19 protein-coding genes and 2 pseudogenes are annotated in these 15,821 nt (G+C 59.8%); 20 read left to right on the top strand and 1 reads right to left on the bottom strand.

Annotated features, from left to right (window positions below; genetic code table 11):
- Positions 1-168: 168 nt before the first annotated feature.
- From HMPREF3175_RS09765 to HMPREF3175_RS09725, 11 genes and pseudogenes are all read left to right on the top strand, one after another.
- Positions 169-447 carry a hypothetical protein gene (locus HMPREF3175_RS09765; RefSeq protein WP_070492362.1) on the top strand — a complete coding sequence of 93 codons (279 nt, stop codon included), beginning with the start codon at positions 169-171 and terminating at the stop codon, positions 445-447.
- A gap of 173 nt (positions 448-620) precedes the next feature.
- Positions 621-1,607: an NAD-dependent epimerase/dehydratase family protein gene (locus HMPREF3175_RS09760; protein ID WP_256276363.1), complete on the top strand. Its 987-nt coding sequence runs from the start codon at positions 621-623 to the stop codon at positions 1,605-1,607.
- 171 nt (positions 1,608-1,778) lie between these two features.
- A complete protein-coding gene (locus HMPREF3175_RS09755; RefSeq protein ID WP_035755507.1) occupies positions 1,779-2,039 on the top strand; it encodes a type II toxin-antitoxin system Phd/YefM family antitoxin in 261 nt (86 codons plus the stop codon).
- Complete coding sequence (locus tag HMPREF3175_RS09750) at positions 2,040-2,294, top strand: Txe/YoeB family addiction module toxin (RefSeq protein ID WP_035755506.1); 255 nt, start codon at positions 2,040-2,042, stop codon at positions 2,292-2,294.
- Positions 2,295-2,666: 372 nt separating this feature from the next.
- Positions 2,667-2,927, top strand: a complete 261-nt coding sequence (locus HMPREF3175_RS10230; protein ID WP_141742532.1) for a transposase — start codon at positions 2,667-2,669, stop codon at positions 2,925-2,927.
- Positions 2,928-3,077: pseudogene (locus HMPREF3175_RS10680) on the top strand (transposase); the annotation flags it as partial. It abuts the gene before it with no gap.
- Positions 3,078-3,116: 39 nt separating this feature from the next.
- A pseudogene (locus HMPREF3175_RS10675) lies at positions 3,117-3,290 on the top strand (transposase); the annotation flags it as partial.
- Between the two features lie 186 nt (positions 3,291-3,476).
- Positions 3,477-4,019 (top strand): hypothetical protein, encoded by a 543-nt coding sequence (locus HMPREF3175_RS09740; protein ID WP_035755505.1) that lies wholly within the window; start codon positions 3,477-3,479, stop codon positions 4,017-4,019.
- A 366-nt stretch (positions 4,020-4,385) separates the two neighbouring features.
- Positions 4,386-4,628: a type II toxin-antitoxin system Phd/YefM family antitoxin gene (locus tag HMPREF3175_RS09735; RefSeq protein ID WP_035755498.1), complete on the top strand. Its 243-nt coding sequence runs from the start codon at positions 4,386-4,388 to the stop codon at positions 4,626-4,628.
- Positions 4,625-4,891 carry a Txe/YoeB family addiction module toxin gene (locus tag HMPREF3175_RS09730; protein ID WP_035755496.1) on the top strand — a complete coding sequence of 89 codons (267 nt, stop codon included), beginning with the start codon at positions 4,625-4,627 and terminating at the stop codon, positions 4,889-4,891. Before HMPREF3175_RS09735 ends, HMPREF3175_RS09730 begins: the two co-directional genes overlap by 4 nt.
- A 249-nt stretch (positions 4,892-5,140) precedes the next feature.
- Entirely contained in the window at positions 5,141-7,087 is a 1,947-nt protein-coding gene (locus tag HMPREF3175_RS09725; protein WP_070492358.1) for a heavy metal translocating P-type ATPase, read from the top strand.
- A 10-nt stretch (positions 7,088-7,097) separates the two neighbouring features.
- On the opposite strand, the gene HMPREF3175_RS09720 is transcribed toward HMPREF3175_RS09725, so the two are convergent.
- Complete coding sequence (locus HMPREF3175_RS09720) at positions 7,098-7,955, bottom strand: aspartate dehydrogenase domain-containing protein (RefSeq protein ID WP_083289562.1); 858 nt, start codon at positions 7,953-7,955, stop codon at positions 7,098-7,100.
- 219 nt (positions 7,956-8,174) lie between these two features.
- Here HMPREF3175_RS09720 and HMPREF3175_RS09715 point away from each other — a divergent pair, with 219 nt between their 5' ends.
- The 9 genes from HMPREF3175_RS09715 (at position 8,175) to HMPREF3175_RS09675 (ending at position 15,819) form a co-directional block, all read left to right on the top strand.
- Positions 8,175-8,543 carry a DUF488 domain-containing protein gene (locus HMPREF3175_RS09715; protein ID WP_035755491.1) on the top strand — a complete coding sequence of 123 codons (369 nt, stop codon included), beginning with the start codon at positions 8,175-8,177 and terminating at the stop codon, positions 8,541-8,543.
- A 36-nt stretch (positions 8,544-8,579) separates the two neighbouring features.
- Positions 8,580-8,978, top strand: a complete 399-nt coding sequence (locus HMPREF3175_RS09710) for a GNAT family N-acetyltransferase (protein ID WP_070492356.1) — start codon at positions 8,580-8,582, stop codon at positions 8,976-8,978.
- Between the two features lie 102 nt (positions 8,979-9,080).
- Positions 9,081-9,587 carry a 2'-5' RNA ligase family protein gene (locus tag HMPREF3175_RS09705; RefSeq protein WP_070492354.1) on the top strand — a complete coding sequence of 169 codons (507 nt, stop codon included), beginning with the start codon at positions 9,081-9,083 and terminating at the stop codon, positions 9,585-9,587.
- Positions 9,588-9,852: 265 nt separating this feature from the next.
- Positions 9,853-11,166, top strand: coding sequence for an ABC transporter permease (locus tag HMPREF3175_RS09700; RefSeq protein ID WP_256276360.1), 1,314 nt, complete (start codon positions 9,853-9,855; stop codon positions 11,164-11,166).
- Between the two features lie 59 nt (positions 11,167-11,225).
- On the top strand, positions 11,226-12,455 hold the full coding sequence (locus HMPREF3175_RS09695) for an FtsX-like permease family protein (protein WP_070492350.1): 1,230 nt from the start codon (positions 11,226-11,228) through the stop codon (positions 12,453-12,455).
- Between the two features lie 8 nt (positions 12,456-12,463).
- Complete coding sequence (locus HMPREF3175_RS09690; RefSeq protein WP_070492348.1) at positions 12,464-13,102, top strand: ABC transporter ATP-binding protein; 639 nt, start codon at positions 12,464-12,466, stop codon at positions 13,100-13,102.
- A 139-nt stretch (positions 13,103-13,241) separates the two neighbouring features.
- Complete coding sequence (locus HMPREF3175_RS09685; protein ID WP_070492347.1) at positions 13,242-13,586, top strand: bifunctional 3-phenylpropionate/cinnamic acid dioxygenase ferredoxin subunit; 345 nt, start codon at positions 13,242-13,244, stop codon at positions 13,584-13,586.
- The gene (locus tag HMPREF3175_RS09680; protein WP_070492346.1) at positions 13,586-14,923 is read left to right on the top strand and encodes an NAD(P)/FAD-dependent oxidoreductase; all 1,338 of its coding nucleotides are present in this window, start codon (positions 13,586-13,588) and stop codon (positions 14,921-14,923) included. The genes HMPREF3175_RS09685 and HMPREF3175_RS09680 overlap by 1 nt, the downstream gene beginning before the upstream one ends.
- Positions 14,924-15,141: 218 nt before the next feature.
- Complete coding sequence (locus HMPREF3175_RS09675; protein ID WP_070492344.1) at positions 15,142-15,819, top strand: hypothetical protein; 678 nt, start codon at positions 15,142-15,144, stop codon at positions 15,817-15,819.
- Positions 15,820-15,821 lie beyond the last annotated feature (2 nt).

Genomic DNA, 15,821 nt, shown 5'->3' with positions numbered 1-15,821 from the left:
CGCGATCAATATATGTAAGGTACGCCGGGGGCTTGATCTGAAACATGTGCGAAGTGTACACTGGGATCAATACGACAGACTTGTTTCTCGCGATGAGAGGCAAGTCTGTTCTCTTTTCTACTCCTGCCCGGAGTCGTTGAACTCGGGGAACACCAGGATGGTGGGTACATGAAAGATCCGCACAGCACCTATGCGAAACCGTTCTTGATAGTCCCTGAACAGGTACGCCGGCTACGCGAGCGCGGCATGGACTGCGGTGACGTCGGGAGAACAGAGGTTGCTAAGGCGCTCCTTGACTGGTGGCAGACCCCGCATGTTAGTTCGCTTCGAGGAGAGACAGTCGAATATCGATCACCGCTCGACCTGCTAAATGAGCTTTCAGAGAAGGACTTCGAAGAGATTATCGAGAACGGAAACGCGTTGAGTCGGTTCGTCGCACCTGGCTAAGGTCGGTGCCCGTGTCGGCTGGTCGCGGCGGCAGGTTCTCGCGGGGCTGTTAGTGGTTCCTCAAACGAATCCTCAACTGAGAGCCACGAAACTGCCCACCTGTTCCGTTCGCACACCTGAAATTCTCCCAGCTGTGCCGAAAGCGAAACCGTTCGACGGGGGAGTAGCATGCAATGCTTTTTGGCATGGATATTTTATTGCTTGGTGGTACTGGATTTCTTGGACAACATATTGCGCAGGCGGCGCTTGAGAGAGGACATAATGTTACTTGCCTGGCCCGCGGCACTAAGCAGCCGCCGGAAGGGGTTGAGTTCATTAGCTCGGACAGGGATCGCACCAATGCGTACGGCACGGTTGAAGGGCGGACGTGGGACACCGTTATTGACCTGACGAGTCAGCCGAAACATGCCTCGGAGGCTGCAGGGAATCTGAAATCTAAGCACTGGGTGTTTGTGTCCTCGAGTAGCGTGTATGAGAACCAGGGAAATATTTCTTCCGAACTCGACCCCGTGGTTGACCCGCTCAATGGCGACTACATGGAGAACATGAGTCAATACCCGGCGGCCAAATCCGCTTGCGAAGCAACATATCGGATTGCGAAAGAACCGGTCCTCATTGTCCGTCCCGGGCTCATCGCAGGCTACGGTGACGAGACCGGGCGCAGCGGCTACTATCCATGGCGCTTCGCGCACCCTACAGGCGCTGATGTGATTGTCCCTGACCCTACGTTCCCTATCGCTATGATCGATGCGGAAGATTTGGCCGCATGGACAGTCAGCTCCGCAGAGGAGCGTAGGAGCGGGACCTACAATGCGACCGGGCACGCCACCACCTTGGCGGAGGTATTCGCGATTTCACGTGAACTCAATAGCGCGCAGGCATCGGAGCGGGCCGTCGCTGATGAGATGTTGCTGGCATGCGATGTGAACCCCTGGATGGGACCTAAATCATTGCCACTGTGGGTGCCGGGTCATCAGTGGCGCAACATGGCGCTACTCGAATGCAGGGCTGCCTACGAAGCGGGACTCCAGATTCGGGCGTTGAAAGAGACGCTAATGGCAGCCTTGCAGTACGAAGAGCAACGGCAGGGAGAAAGGCCAGCTGGACTTCGCGATGAGGAAGAAACTGAGCTTCGCGAGCGCCTAGCTTCTAGTCAATAGACGCCTCGGATGCAGGCAAGATACATGGCCGGGCAAGCATCTCTCACGGGATCCTGCAAAGGGAGTGCTCATGCTGTTGAACTCTGTACGGTACGGCGACACGTGACGTATACCGGCAGTGACTGGTACCGTTAAGCTGTACCATTCATTCCATCGAGGGAGGTCCTCAATATGTCTATCAGTGCAAGCGAGGCACGCAAGAGACTTTTTCCCTTGATCGAGCAGGTCAATGAAGACCGCGACGCTATAGAAATTGTTTCCCGCAAAGGGAACGCCATCCTGATGCCAGCCGACGAGTATGCAGCCTGGCAAGAAACTGCCTACCTGTTCCGTTCACCGGCCAATGCTCGCCGATTGCTTGATGCATATGAACGAGCCCGCAGTGGAAAAGTCGAAGTTCATGAACTGGATCGTACAGACGAGGAGCACTGAGTGCGTCTGGTCTGGGACGAATCGGCGTGGGAGGACTACAAACACTGGCAGATAGCCGACCGGCAGATCTTGAAACGCATCAATAAACTTATTGACGCTTGCCTGCGTGCCCCATTCACCGGGATTGGCAAGCCCGAACAGCTGAAGTACGGAGCGCAGGGTTCATGGTCGCGTCGCATAACCAGCGAGCAGCGACTGGTCTACCTTGTGGATGGCGAGGAACTTATCATCCTTCAGGCCCGATATCACTACTGATCGGCCGGCCACTTGGAATGCCTACACAGCCAGAGTGGCGATTGCCGAGTACCGACACCATGCCCACACCGGACCGAACTTTGCGCCCATCGGAACGTCTTTACTGATGGTTCCGTGGGAAAACCATGTTGCGTTCCAATAAGCCGGTGCGGTTGCACCAGGGAGCGCGCCGTGCAGGCACAAGACTCAAGGCAGATGCCCCATGACTGACATCGAGAACAAACCGGTGACAGTTGTCATCGAAGCCACACTACGCGAACCCCTAGACTACTGTCCCGACTACGGCACTGAAGGCCGCCTGCGTGACGATGTCATCCGTCGCCTGACGGATGTCCCGATCACCGGCCACTCGACCCGCCTGCCCCGCTACCAGTGTGTCCGCCCCCGTGTCGGCGCTCGATCTTCCAGCACCAGCTCGATGCCGCACGATCCCCCGTCTACGCCGATCCCGCGCATCTGGCCGGGGTCCGTGTCCTGGGTATCGATGAGCACAGCTGGAAACACGTGCGCGGACACGGTGAGGACTCCTTCGCGACGATCTTCCTCGACCTGACTCCACTGATCGATGGGACCGGTCGAGCCCGTCTGTTGGATGTGAAAGGCGGACGTTCCACGAATGTCGTGACCACGTGACTGCAGGAACGCTCCCAAGCATTCCGTACCGAGGTCAGGGTCGTCACGATGGGCGGATTCGCCGGCTACCACACCGCCACCACGAAGGCGCTACCGGACGCGGTACCGGTGATGGATCCGTTCCATGTCGTCCAGCTCGCCAGGCGGAAGCTCACGCAGGCAGTGGTCAACCTGTTGCGCAGAGATCTGCCGGCAGGGCTGGACGAGCTTGCTCAGTTGGGGCGGACGTTGTGGCGGAAACGGGCTCACGTGCTGGCGTACTTCGATCGCGGTGGCGCGTCGAACGGTTCGGTCGAAGCGATCAACGGACGCTTCGAGCACCTGCGCGGTATCGGGCTGGGGTTCAGGAACTTCGGGCACTAAGCGCTGCGCTGCCTGCTCCACTCCGGGCACCTATCAGCCCGACTCAACGCACTCTAAAACCGGAAGAGTGGGTAAAGTGAGGGGAGGGTCAGCAGGCACCAGTCGCTATTCGAGGCGTGTTGCCTGCCAACCTTCCTAGTTTGACACTATTGGCAGAGTGCTAGTCGGGCGGTTTGGATCAAGGTGGTGAAAGCATTGAACATAGGGTCGCTTGCTGAGTGGGTCGGATCAATCGGGGGCATCTTGGCCGTGATTGCTGCGTTTGTCGCGTGGCGTGTGAGCTCGCGGTTGCTGGCGGTTGAGCAAAAACGTGATGAAGATAGGAAGAAAGCAATTGAACGCGAGCAGGCAGAACTTGTCTTCGCGCTCGGGGCGAGGCTGTCTCAACGCGAGAATGAAGAGAGTTGGGCCATCTTCCTGTACAACGGCTCGACCAAGCCAATTTACGATGTCAAGGTCTATAGCCAGCGATTGGACGGCAGTGTCCAGAACCGGCCTCTTGAGCTAGGAGCGCTTCCTCCCGGTAGGTTCGTCGTGCCAAGCCACCCCAAGTACCACTGGGGAGCCCTCATTGATCTTGACCGGTCGAACGAGGCCCCAGACTTCCTTGTTAAGGGCAAAGGTCGGAAGATGATTACAGAAGTTGCGTTCGTAGATTCGGCTGGGAAGGAGTGGTGCCTCAGCGGCGGCACGAAACTGGAGGAGAAGAACACCTCGCTCCAGGGGTGAGTCAAGCGCGCCGGCACCTGTTGGCAACAGCCTGATGAACGCGTCCACGCAGACGTTCGGAAGGCAGGAAATCTCTCGCTCACATCTGCTCCGCACCCGGCTGGGCTGAATTTGCGGCAGGGTTTATGGTGTCTTATCCAGTGCTCAACGCGCTCATCAGTATTGTGAGTGCGGCGTCCAGTCTCATTTTCCTAGCCGCTTGATATCGGTCAAAGAAAATGATCTCGCGCCCTGCATCGCGGAAGGCTAGTGGACCTGATGTGCTGATGTGGCAGTGATGTGCTGAGTTGACAGTGTTGCCTGCAAGAAGCGCCTATTGCCTTCCCGTACGTAAAGGCGTACGGTTGGTCTTGAGGTGATCGACGAATGACTGCTGTAAACGCAACATCGGCACGCAATAATCTGTACCGTTTAATCGATCAAGTGAATGACGAGTCTGAGCCGGTGACCATAACAGGGCAACGCGGCAATGCAGTCCTAGTGGGCGAAGAAGACTGGCGTGCGATTCAGGAAACACTGTTTCTGGCCTCGATCCCAGGAATGACTGAGTCCATCCTTGCTGCCCGGGAGGAAGGGATCGCGTCGGGCTCTGAGGAGCTTGACTGGTGACCAACTGGCGCTTGGTTTACTCGAAGCAGGCTCAGAAAGACGCAAAGAAACTAGCGTCGTCGGGGCTAAAGCCTAAAGCGCGAATGTTGTTGGACTTGCTCTCCGAAGACCCATTCGCCAGTCCACCCCGTTTCGAAAAACTTATCGGCGACTTAGCCGGTTGCTATTCGCGGCGGATCAATATTCAGCATCGCCTCGTTTATGAGGTCAATGCCGAGGCTCGCACCGTCCACGTTTTGCGGATGTGGACTCACTACGAATAAGCAAGCCCCACTAGGCACCAAAACTCCAGCACCGCACCCCCAAAAACCCTCCTGAAAATCACTGTCATTTTCAGCTACCAAGCGCCCGAAAAAGTAAGTTACACATGTTTCTTACACTGTGGCCCGCATCACGTAAAAATGCCCGTTTCCCGCCTCTGCGGGGCTAGCCTGGAAACAGGTTAACCGGCCATTCATGAACCAGATCCCCGTTCGGTTTCATCAGCCGGTCTCGACAAGGAGAAGGGTCATATGAGCTCAGCGTGCGGTTGCGGCGGCGACATCGTCATGGAAGGCATCGACGTCAAAACAGTCCCGTGGTGGCGGGACATCGAAATCCTCGTGCCACTCACCTCGGGCCTGCTCCTCGTCGCCGGGTTCATCACCGGCCTACTCGGCTACGAAACGGCCGAACAGGTCCTCTACTGGGCCAGCCTCATCATCGGCGCGGCAACCTTCGTACCTGATGCCCTCAAGCGCCTCACCAAAGGCAAAATCGGTGTCGCACTCCTCATGACCATCAGCGCCGTCGGCGCCGTCATCCTCGGCTACGTCGGGGAAGCCGCAGCACTCGCGTTCCTGTTCTCCATCGCTGAAGCCCTCGAAGAAAAAGCGATGGCCAAAGCGCAAGGTAGCCTACGCGCCCTCCTCGACCTCACACCAGACCAAGCGACCATCCGCCGCGGCGACACCACCATCACCATCCCCACCTCCGAACTCACGGTAGGGGACCACATCCTCATCCGCCCAGGCGAACGCGTCCCCACCGACGGCACCCTGATCACCAGCCGCACCGACATCGACACCAGCGCCATCACCGGCGAATCCATGCCGTTCACCATAGAACAAGGCGAACACATCAGCGCCGGCTCCATCGCAACCACAACGCCACTGGAAATCCAGGCCACCGCGCCAGGAACCGATAACTCGCTCACGACCATCGTCTCGCTCGTGCAAGGAGCGCAAAACGAACGCGGGGAACGTGCGCGCATCGCTGACCGCATCGCTACACCGCTCGTGCCGGGCGTCCTCGTCCTAGCGGCACTCATCGCGGTGATCGGTTCGCTGGTGGGCGACCCAGAACTGTGGATCACCCGCGCCCTCACCGTGCTCGTGGCAGCGTCCCCATGTGCACTCGCCATCGCCGTCCCACTCACCGTGATCGCCGCAGTCGGCGGAGCCAGCAAATACGGCGTGATCATCAAATCCGGTGCCGCATTCGAACGGTTCGGAACCATCCGCCACATCGCGATCGACAAGACCGGGACCCTCACCCGCGGCAAACCACAGGTCGCCGCCGTCCGCTCCGTCCCGAACGTCAGCATGGACGTCGCCCTGGAATGGGCCGCCGCCCTCGAACAACACAGCTCCCACCCGATCGCCGCCGCGATCACCACCGCCGCACCCGTGGTCCCCACCGCAACCGACGTCACGGAACAGGCCGGCCACGGCATCGAAGGCTGGGTCGACGGCGACCGCATCGCGATCGGAAGCCCACGATGGCTCAGCCCCGGCCCGCTCAGCGCAGACACCACCGAGCTTGAAGAAAACGGCATGACCACCGTGGTTCTGCACGTCAACGACGAACCAACCGCGGTGATCGGTGTGCGCGATGAGCTCCGCGAAGGAGCGGCCGATGCGGTGGCTGCGTTGAAGAAACAGGGCATCGGGATCACGATGCTGACCGGCGACAACGCACGCACCGCGAACGCGATCGCGGCCCAAGCCGACATCACGGATGTCCGCGCCGAGCTGCGCCCCGAAGACAAAGTCGCCGCGGTCCAAGCGCTCAACCACGTCGCGATGATCGGCGACGGCATCAACGACGCGCCAGCGCTCGCCGTGGCTGACATCGGTATTGCAATGGGCGTGGGTGGAGCCGATGTCGCGATCGAGTCCGCTGACATCGCCTTCACCGGCACGGACATTCGCCTGCTTCCGCGGGCCTTCGCTCACGCACGCCGCGGCCGGCGCATCATGAACCAGAACCTCGCGGTATCGCTCGCGCTGATCGTGCTGTTGCTGCCGCTTTCGTTCTTCGGGGTCATGAGCCTCGCCGCCGTGGTGCTCGCGCACGAACTCACCGAGGTCCTCGTGATCCTCAACGGCCTGCGGGCATCACGCCAGCCGCACATCCACATTCATGCGGGGCACACTCACGCGAGACGGACCGATAGCCACGAGGTCGGCGCGGTTTAGTCGGGACGGTCTAGACGGCGACTCCGGACGCCCCTGCGATGGTCCGGATCCCAGTGATCACCGAGTTCACGACGATCCCGCTGGTTGCCAGGGAATCCGGTAGGGGATTGTTGGTGATCTCGAACCGGTAGGTGCCCGATGCGCCACTAGCTGTAATGGTGTGCTTGGTTTGTTGTGCGGCTGGGTCGGCGATGAGTTTCACGACCGTCTCATCCCACATTCCCGTTGTATGCGCGAGCACGACAGCCACGTTGAGGTTGGCTGGGAACTTGTCGATAGCCCCGGCCACGTCACCCTCGTAGAGAACGATCGGTTCCGTAGTGGCATCGCTGCGGAGATGTCCGGCGAGGTCCTCGTCCATCCACGGCTGGATCAGGCTCGCAGGTGCCTTCCGGGTTTCCAGAACCACCGAATCCAAGCCGCCATCGAAGGCGGCGCCTGCGAGGATGTCGAGCCCGCCGATCGCCCCGTTAGATACATAGACACGCCCCGGCCCGTCATCGAGTAGGGCACGCCGTAGCCGCGGGTCGGCGAGCGCCCCAACGCTGGTTATCAGTAGGTCTTTACCTGCCCCGACGATGTGCGGACCGTACTCAGCCACGGCAGGAACCCCGGCGGCCTCAACGAACAAGTCCACGGGCCGCCCGGAAAGCCCTTCCGGCGACGCGCCCTCAGCCAGTACATCGTCCGCGAGTGCATCGTCGGCGAGTGCCTCGTCCAGGCTGAGCTCGGCCACACCGTCGTCGGCTGCTGGCCCTGGCGTGCGCACGATCGCGCCCACGAGCTGGACGTCGTCCATGTCCCGGACCGCGGGGGCAACACGGGAGGCGATCCCGCCGTATCCGATCAAAGCGATGTTCAGCGCCATGTGGCCTCCTTGTCCATTTGCACTCCTTGCTCGCGGGTTTCCTCGCGCGGGGTATAGCTGGTTCGATCCTATGCTGTGCCGCGCCACCCCCTTGACGTGGGGGACGGCTACTAAGGTAGATAGTGGCCGGCATAGCGCTGGTTGAAGCCTGTGCCGATACAAGACTGTGCCGGCGTCAACAAAACTGCTCCGGCGTCAAAACACTGCGGGAAGGTGATCATGAGCTCGCTGAGTGCTAAGTGGACGTTTCGTCGTGTCTATGAGGAGTCAGAGCCGACTAAGGGTACCCGCGTTTTGACTGACAGACTGTGGCCTCGCGGGATCAAGAAGGAGGCCCTCGACTATGACGTATGGGCTAAGGACGCGGCCCCGAGCAGTGCCTTACGCACCTGGTTTCATGAGGCGCCGGAAGAGCGTTGGGATGAGTTCAAGAGCCGCTACAGTGCCGAACTTGATGAGAACGATGCGGCCGCTGAACTCGCGGAGGAACTGTCACATAGCGCTCACGTGACGTTACTGACGGCGGCTAAGGATGTTGAGCATTCTCACGTCCCGGTTCTGGCGGCCTGGTTGCAAGAGCATGCGTAGGGAAACCGCAACGCATGAGGAAGGCAGAGCGACCGCATGATTACGTATCGTGATGAGCCAGGCGCGGTTCAAGCCGAGCAGCTTGAGGGGTTCTTCGTCGGCTGGCCCACCCCGCCGAGTGCTCAACAGCTCGTGGATGTCATGGATGGCTCGTTCCGACGCGTGTGGGCGCTCGATGGCGAGCGCGTGGTCGGTTACATCAACGCGATTAGCGACGGTGTTCTCACCGCGTTCATCCCGTGGCTTGAGGTGCTGCCGGAGTATCAGAATCAGGGGATCGGGCAGGAGCTGGTGCGCCGCATCGTAGCCAGCCTCGAGGGCATGTATTCGATCGATCTGGCCTGCGACGATCACCTGATTGGCTACTATGAGCGGCTTGGTTTCTTCAAAGGGACCGCGATGGTGATGCGCAACCGACGCGTGTTGCGCGGCTAGATCGGCGCCGGCGGGTAAGCACCAACAGTTGCTCGGCGTCAACAGTTGCTAGATCCTCAACATTAGCTAGTTTCTCAAAAATGCATGCGTGAGGGGTTTTTCGTGGCGTCACCGCAGAACATTCTGTTGTATTTACCGCCTGAGCAGGAGCGGCAGGTGCGCGAGATTTTCGATGCCCTCGAAGCCCGCGGTTTCCCGCGCCAAAACCAGACCCCGCACATCACTATTTCCTTTTCACACGACATGGCGCCGGCAGCCGTGGAACGCGCCGCCGAGGTTTTGCCGGCCGTGATCCCCGCGGAGTTTCAGCGGGTTGGCACCGTGATATTCGGTACGCGCCGCAAACAGACGGTCGCATGGCTTTTGGAAACGGGGGAGCCGATGCGGCAAGCAGCCCGCGAGATCAGCGTGCTTAACCCGGAGGATCACCGCACGGACTGGATCCCACACCTCACGATGGGCCTGCGGCTGCCGCGCGAAACCGTGCCCGAATATGTTGCGGCACTGGATGAGGTGACCCCGCGGCATTTCAAAGAACTGCTAGCGCACCGGGCGGGCTTCTGGAAACCAGTAACCCGGGAATATCGGGCGCTCGCCGGGGCTCACTGAAACTTCCTCGCGTTCCCTCAGCTTGGGTGCAGAGGACCTTCAGACTCGTTTCAGAATCGAATTATAAGTTTCTTTCGGACCTTATCGGCGCGCTGCATTCTGCGAATCAGATTTCGCTCACCACTATGCATCCCACTGTGGGTAGCCTCGCGGTTATTCTTGCGATCAGCGCCATGGACGCGCCAACCGTTTTCACCTTGAAAGGGAAACTGTGTCGTTTCTAGGAAGAGCGTGGCGCTACTGTGCCCGAAAACCAGTCAAGACCGTGATTATTCTTGCTGTTCTCGCAGCTATGGGGACTGTTGTGATGTCCGCGGGTGCTGTGACCCGTTCCGCGGACCAGGTCTCGCAAGAGATTGACGCGAAAACCGGTAGTGGTTTCGTGTTGGAGAATAACCCGCACTACAACATGGGCACCCCGCGTGGGGCGGGCAACGTGAAGCCTGCCGATATTGAAAAGCTTGCGGGCTTGGATGGTGTGGTCTCCCATGTTGCCCGCCAGAACGTTACTGCTGATCTTGTGGGTGCGAAGGTTCTCAAGCCTGACCACGCGGACTATGACCAGCAGCGCGAAGCCCAGTTCGGTAATGCCGTGAACGTGTGGGGTGTCAACGAATCTGAGATTGCTAACGCGTTCCGTAGTGGTTCGTTGAAGCTCGTCGAGGGCCGGCACTTGAGGTCTGAAGACAAACACAAGTCCGTGATTCACGAGGACCTCGCGAAAGCCAATAACCTCAGTGTGGGCAGCACGCTCACCTTGAAGGGCAATAAATACGACGTCGATAACCAGCAACAATCCACCAAAGAAGTGAAGACTGAGGTTGTCGGCATCGTATCCGGCAAGAACACCCGCCCTGTTGCGGTGCGTAGCGAACTGTACGCCAACACGGTTTTCACTGACTTGGACACAACGCGGACGCTGTATCAGTTCACCCCAGATACCGAGATTTATCAGGACGCGAACTTCTTTGTGGCCAAGGACGCCAACTTCGAGGACGTCGTCAAGGCCGCCGCAGCTCAGGGGATCGACTGGAACAACTACCAGCTTTCACGTTCCACCCAATATCTTGCTGGTATCACTGGGGCAGTGGATGGTGTCAAGAGCATCATGAACAACACGACGGTGGGTGCGACGATCTTTGCCGCCGCCGTTGTAGCGCTCGTGTTGTTCCTATGGCTCAACGAACGCAAGAAAGAAACCGGGACCTTGCTCGCCATCGGCGTCAATAAGGCCAACATCACCGCCCAGTATTTCGCAGAGCTCATCCTGATCGCTATTCCAGCGTTCATCGTCGCCTATTTCGCGGCGAACAGTTTCGCTCAATGGATGGGGAACACGACGCTCGCGAGCGTCAATAAGTCCGCTGAACAAGAGATGGCTCAAGCTGGTCAGTTCGGTGCGGACATGGAATCCTCCGCCTCCGTTCAAACACTCGACAGCCTCGCGGTGGGACTCTCGACGGCTTCGGTGATCCAAGCGGTGATCATCTGTGTGGCTGTGGTCGCGGTGGTTGTCGCGGTTACCTCGCTACCGATGCTGCGTAAAAGCCCACGCGCGATCCTCGTGGACACCAAATGAGCAGCCCTTGGCCCCGAGCGATCCGCAGCGTGATCCGCAAACCGCGGCGCAGCATACTCATGACACTCATCATGGCGGTCGTGTTCACCGCGCTCGTCGCCCAGTCCGGCGTTCGGTCCTCGATGGCGGAGGTCAAGAACGCGATCGGCACCAACGTTGGCGCCGGCTTCACTGCAACCGCCGCCGCTGTACCCGGCACTAACCCTGATACTGGTAACGCCCCTAATACTGGCAACGGTACTGCCCAGACGCCTGCCGAGCTGCCTGCCGATCAGGCCGGTATTGATGAGTCGGTGCTCAAGCGTTTGGCTGGCTTGCCGCAGATCGCTAAGCACAGTGTGGAAGCGGTGACGATGCCGCAACTTGAGGGTGCTAAGCCGGTCGCTGGTGGGCGTGGGGTCCAGTTGGATCCTGAATTCGCTGGCGCAGTGACCGCAACCGGAGTCAGTGATTCGGAGTTGAACCCGGGGTTTCAGGGCAAGCTGTATCAGCTGGTTGAGGGGTCCCACGTGGGGGAAGGCGCATCGCAGGCGCTAATCCACCGGGAGTTCGCCCAGCTCAACAACCTCAAGCCGGGATCCACTCTCGCCCTCGCTCAAGACACAACGAAAATCACGGTGAAGGTTGCGGGAATCTTTGACGGGAAAACAGAAAACCCAAGCGGGATGCCGGCCGGTGCTTCAGAGAACCAGGTTTTCCTGGACCTCGCCTCAGCGCGGAAGCTCGGAGCACCGCTGACCACCGGCCGGTACTTCACCCATAACGCCCAGGAACTCCCGCAAGCTCTCAAAGCGGCTCAGCATGCCGCGCCAGAGCTTACGTTGGAGGACAATTCCGCGCAGTTCACCCCGGTTCTTCAGGCGATCGCGGGCGTGGACAAACTATTGGCGGTCCTGCTGCTGGGCTTGAGTATCGCGGGTGCGTGCGTGCTCACGCTCGTGAGTACGTTCTGGGCACGGGGCCGCATCCACGAGGTAGGCATCTTGCTTTCACTCGGGAAATCGAAGGGCAATGTGCTCTCACAGTTCGGGATTGAGGCAAGTATTTTCGCCGCCGTCGCCGCAGCCATCTCAACCGTAGCTGGGACGGTTCTGTCCGGTTATCTCGGGCGGGCAATCATCGCTCAGGCCGGGGATGACGCGTTGGCCTCAATCCACCTCACAGCCAGTGCAAGCGGCACGGTTGCCGCGCTTGCGTGGGGTTTCGTCATCGTGCTGATCGGCGTTTCGGTAGGCGTTCTGCCTCTGATCACCCAACGCCCCAAACGCATTCTTTCAAAACGTAGTTAGGAAAAATCATGTCCATCATGCAACTAGACCACGTCGGTTACACGTACGGCAGCACCGCCCAGCGGGTCCTGAAGAACGTGAGTTACGAGTTCGAAGTCGGTACGTTCTACGCGATCGTGGGTTCGTCCGGCGCCGGTAAGACCACGATGCTGAGCCTGCTCGCAGGCCTCGATGCGCCCACTGACGGTGTTGTGCGTTTCAACGGCACAGACATCGCCACCACAGGCTACACACGTCACCGCCGCGAGCAGATCGCGTTGGTGTTCCAGAACTACAACTTGATTGACTACCTCACCCCTCTTGAGAACCTGCGGTTGGTGAACTCGAAAGCCACGGTCGAGGACCTGACCCGCCTTGGGGTCGATGCGGCCGCAGCTCAGCGGAACGTGTTGGCTTTGTCCGGTGGGCAGCAACAGCGTGTCGCGATCGGACGAGCGCTGGTTTCCTCTGCACCTGTGATCCTCGCTGATGAGCCGACCGGTAACCTGGATGAAGAAACCGCGGAAGGTGTGATCGAGATTCTGCGTGATGCCGCGCATCAGCAAAATAAATGCGTGATCGTGGTGACTCACTCCAAACAGCTTGCGAAGGCTGCGGATGTCACGTTGCGTCTTGAACGCCGCAACCTCGTGGAGCACCGCAACTAACTCTGGAGGCCGGTGCCGGGTCGCCGGTGGCCCGGCACCGCAGCGACCACCGAGTGGCCCGCTACCGCATCGTTCGCCGCCGCACCGAATAGAGAACCGCACCAAACTTGAGTCCATCGAGTACAGAGGAGAGGCACTTATGAGCGATACCGTCAAAATCCCTGTCAGCGAGATCCCTGAGGGAGAGGCGTTCCTGGTTCCGGGGGATGAGAACGTAACCGGCGAGGACATCGCGGTGTTCCATGCCGAAGATGGCTCGTTTTATGCCCTCAATGATGAGTGCACGCACGAGGTAGCGAGCCTCGCCGACGGCTGGGTCGAGGGCACGGAGGTCGAGTGCCCGGCGCATGCGGCCAGGTTCTGCCTCAAGAACGGTAAGGCGTTGTGTCTGCCGGCCACTGTGGATGCCCGGACGCACAAGGTCGAGGTTGAGGGCGACACCGTGGTCCTGTACCCGGGTGTGCCTGCTATTGACGCTGACTGATGCCAGTGAATTCTGTTGCGATCATCGGCGGTGGTGTCGCCGGTTTCACGGTGGCGCGCCAGCTGCGCTCCCGTGGCTTTGATGGTGAGATCACGATGGTGGAGCCAGGTGGCCTGCCGTATGACCGGCCGCCGCTGTCGAAGGGCTACCTGCTAGGCACACAGACGCTGGAACAGATCCAGTTCGAGCCACGAGAGTGGTTCGACGAGAACCGCGTGAAGCTCATCGAAGCTGAAGCCGTGGCGGTAGAGGACTCCGCTGAAGCGCTAGGGCTCTCCGCCGAAGCGGCTGAAGACTCTGCCGGGGCGGTTGCACACTCAGCCGCCTCACCTGGCAACTCGCAGATCACCGTCCGGCTGAACAATGGCGAAACTCTCACCGCTGACCGTGTGGTTCTGGGTACCGGCGGTAGCGCCCGCAAGCTCCCGGTCCCTGGCGGTGAGTTGGAAGAGGTCCTTCAGCTGCGTACCCGCACGGACGCTGACCTCTTGCGTGAAAGCATCACCCCAGGCACACGTGTGGTCATTGTGGGTGCGGGGTTGATTGGTGCGGAAATAGCATCGACACTGCTGGAACTCGGCGCTGATGTGACGCTCGTGGAACCGGCGAACCCTCCGCTGCTGTCCGCTGTTGGGGCGGTGTTGGCCGAGCATCTGCACGCGATGCATGCCGGGAAGGGGATCGACGTCATCCATGACGCTCCGGCTCGTATCGAGCTGGATGGCCCCGAACGCGTTGTGACCCTCATAGATGGCACGCAGGTGAGGGCGGATCAGGTTCTGGTGGGTATCGGGATCACCCCGAACACCGCGCTCGCCGAACGCCTCGGCTTGGAAGTCAACGACGGCGTGCTCGTCGATGAGTGCCAACGCACCTCGAACCCCGCGATCTTCGCGGTGGGGGATGCCGCGCGCATCCGCACCCCTGAGGGTAACCTGCTGCCGCGCGCGGAGCATTGGGAGAACGCGATGAACAGCGGATCGAGAGCCGCCGCCGCGATCCTGGGGCAAGAGCCTAGCCCGGCCGAATCCGTGCACGCAGCCGCGTGGTTCTGGTCGGACCGCCACGGGGTTCACGTCGAAGGCGTGGGTTCGCTGGTCGCCGGGCATGAGAGCGAAACCCAGTTTGTTCACCGTTTCAATGAGGACGGTTCTCCGCAGGCGACGTTCCTCCTCAACCCGGACGGGACCATGGCTGGGTGTGCAGCGGTCGATGGCGGGGTCACGGTGCGTGCGGCTCGCCGGATCATTGATCAAGGGCTTGTTGTCCCGCCCGATGCGCTGGCCGATCCGTCTGTTCCGCTCCGGAAACTCGCCCGCCCGGCCCGCAAGAGCTAGGCGAGGACGCTGAACCGCTAGCGGGGAACCTGACCTCTGAGGCAAGCGAAGCTGCCGTCAACGCGTACGAAGGTTTTGCGGCTGTCGCGGATCCGGTACAAAAATCCTGCGGTTAGAGACAACGTTGCGATAGTTTGAGCGCTTTTATCCGTAATGTTGCTAATGACAGGGATGCACACAGCTTCCCGTGCAGGTTTTATAGAGGCGAAAGGTTTGTCATGAACAAGTCAACTGCTAGCAAGATGATCCTGGGTTTGGCGCTCGCCTCCTCCATTGGTTTGGCTGGTTGCTCGGTTGGAGTCAGCGATGAGGGCCAGGACAACACCCAGAACGCTGAGCAGGCTTCGACTCAGCAGCAGGGGGCGCAGCCGGAGGACGGTGGCTCGATGACTCAGGAGAGCGAGCCTGCTGAAAGCGCTGAGGCGAGCGCCGCGGCCAGCGATGAGGAACAAGACAGCAACGCTGAAGGTGCTTCATCGGGCGACGGCGTCACGGCTGATTCGTTGGATTCGTTGGCAAGCACTACGGTTCGCACACAAATCGGTGACGATAAGGATGCGGCCCTGACTGTTGAGTTGCTCTCGGTTGAGCGGAAGGGCGAGCTGATCGAGGCGATATACGGCTTCACTGCGAAAACGGATGCCACAAACCTTACTGCTTCTGTTTTCGAACTGAACGACAACTCGCAGTTCTGGCCTTATCTGATTGACCAGAAGAACTTGAACCGCCATTCGTTGGTCCGTAAGGCTTCAGATAATGCGGCGAAGATCAAGCTGATGTCGAATAAACGGGTCACGGGCAAGTTCGTATTCCCTGCCCCTCCTCAGGATGTTCATGAGATGGACTTCCAGCTGTGGCGTGGCGCCGAGATGGCGAAGGACGTGAAGATCGATTGAAA

Source organism: Arthrobacter sp. HMSC08H08, from assembly GCF_001807575.1.
Taxonomy (GTDB): Bacteria; Actinomycetota; Actinomycetes; order Actinomycetales; family Micrococcaceae; genus Pseudoglutamicibacter; species Pseudoglutamicibacter albus.
This window is presented reverse-complemented; position numbering and strand designations above follow the sequence as displayed.

Coding starts and splice junctions, on each gene's coding strand:
- HMPREF3175_RS09765 (WP_070492362.1), top strand. CDS start 169: ATGAAAGATCCGCACAGCACCTATGCGAAACCGTTCTTGATAGTCCCT.
- HMPREF3175_RS09760 (WP_256276363.1), top strand. CDS start 621: ATGCTTTTTGGCATGGATATTTTATTGCTTGGTGGTACTGGATTTCTT.
- HMPREF3175_RS09755 (WP_035755507.1), top strand. CDS start 1,779: ATGTCTATCAGTGCAAGCGAGGCACGCAAGAGACTTTTTCCCTTGATC.
- HMPREF3175_RS09735 (WP_035755498.1), top strand. CDS start 4,386: ATGACTGCTGTAAACGCAACATCGGCACGCAATAATCTGTACCGTTTA.
- HMPREF3175_RS09725 (WP_070492358.1), top strand. CDS start 5,141: ATGAGCTCAGCGTGCGGTTGCGGCGGCGACATCGTCATGGAAGGCATC.
- HMPREF3175_RS09720 (WP_083289562.1), bottom strand. CDS start 7,955: ATGGCGCTGAACATCGCTTTGATCGGATACGGCGGGATCGCCTCCCGT.
- HMPREF3175_RS09715 (WP_035755491.1), top strand. CDS start 8,175: ATGAGCTCGCTGAGTGCTAAGTGGACGTTTCGTCGTGTCTATGAGGAG.
- HMPREF3175_RS09710 (WP_070492356.1), top strand. CDS start 8,580: ATGATTACGTATCGTGATGAGCCAGGCGCGGTTCAAGCCGAGCAGCTT.
- HMPREF3175_RS09695 (WP_070492350.1), top strand. CDS start 11,226: ATGACACTCATCATGGCGGTCGTGTTCACCGCGCTCGTCGCCCAGTCC.
- HMPREF3175_RS09690 (WP_070492348.1), top strand. CDS start 12,464: ATGTCCATCATGCAACTAGACCACGTCGGTTACACGTACGGCAGCACC.
- HMPREF3175_RS09685 (WP_070492347.1), top strand. CDS start 13,242: ATGAGCGATACCGTCAAAATCCCTGTCAGCGAGATCCCTGAGGGAGAG.
- HMPREF3175_RS09680 (WP_070492346.1), top strand. CDS start 13,586: ATGCCAGTGAATTCTGTTGCGATCATCGGCGGTGGTGTCGCCGGTTTC.
- HMPREF3175_RS09675 (WP_070492344.1), top strand. CDS start 15,142: ATGAACAAGTCAACTGCTAGCAAGATGATCCTGGGTTTGGCGCTCGCC.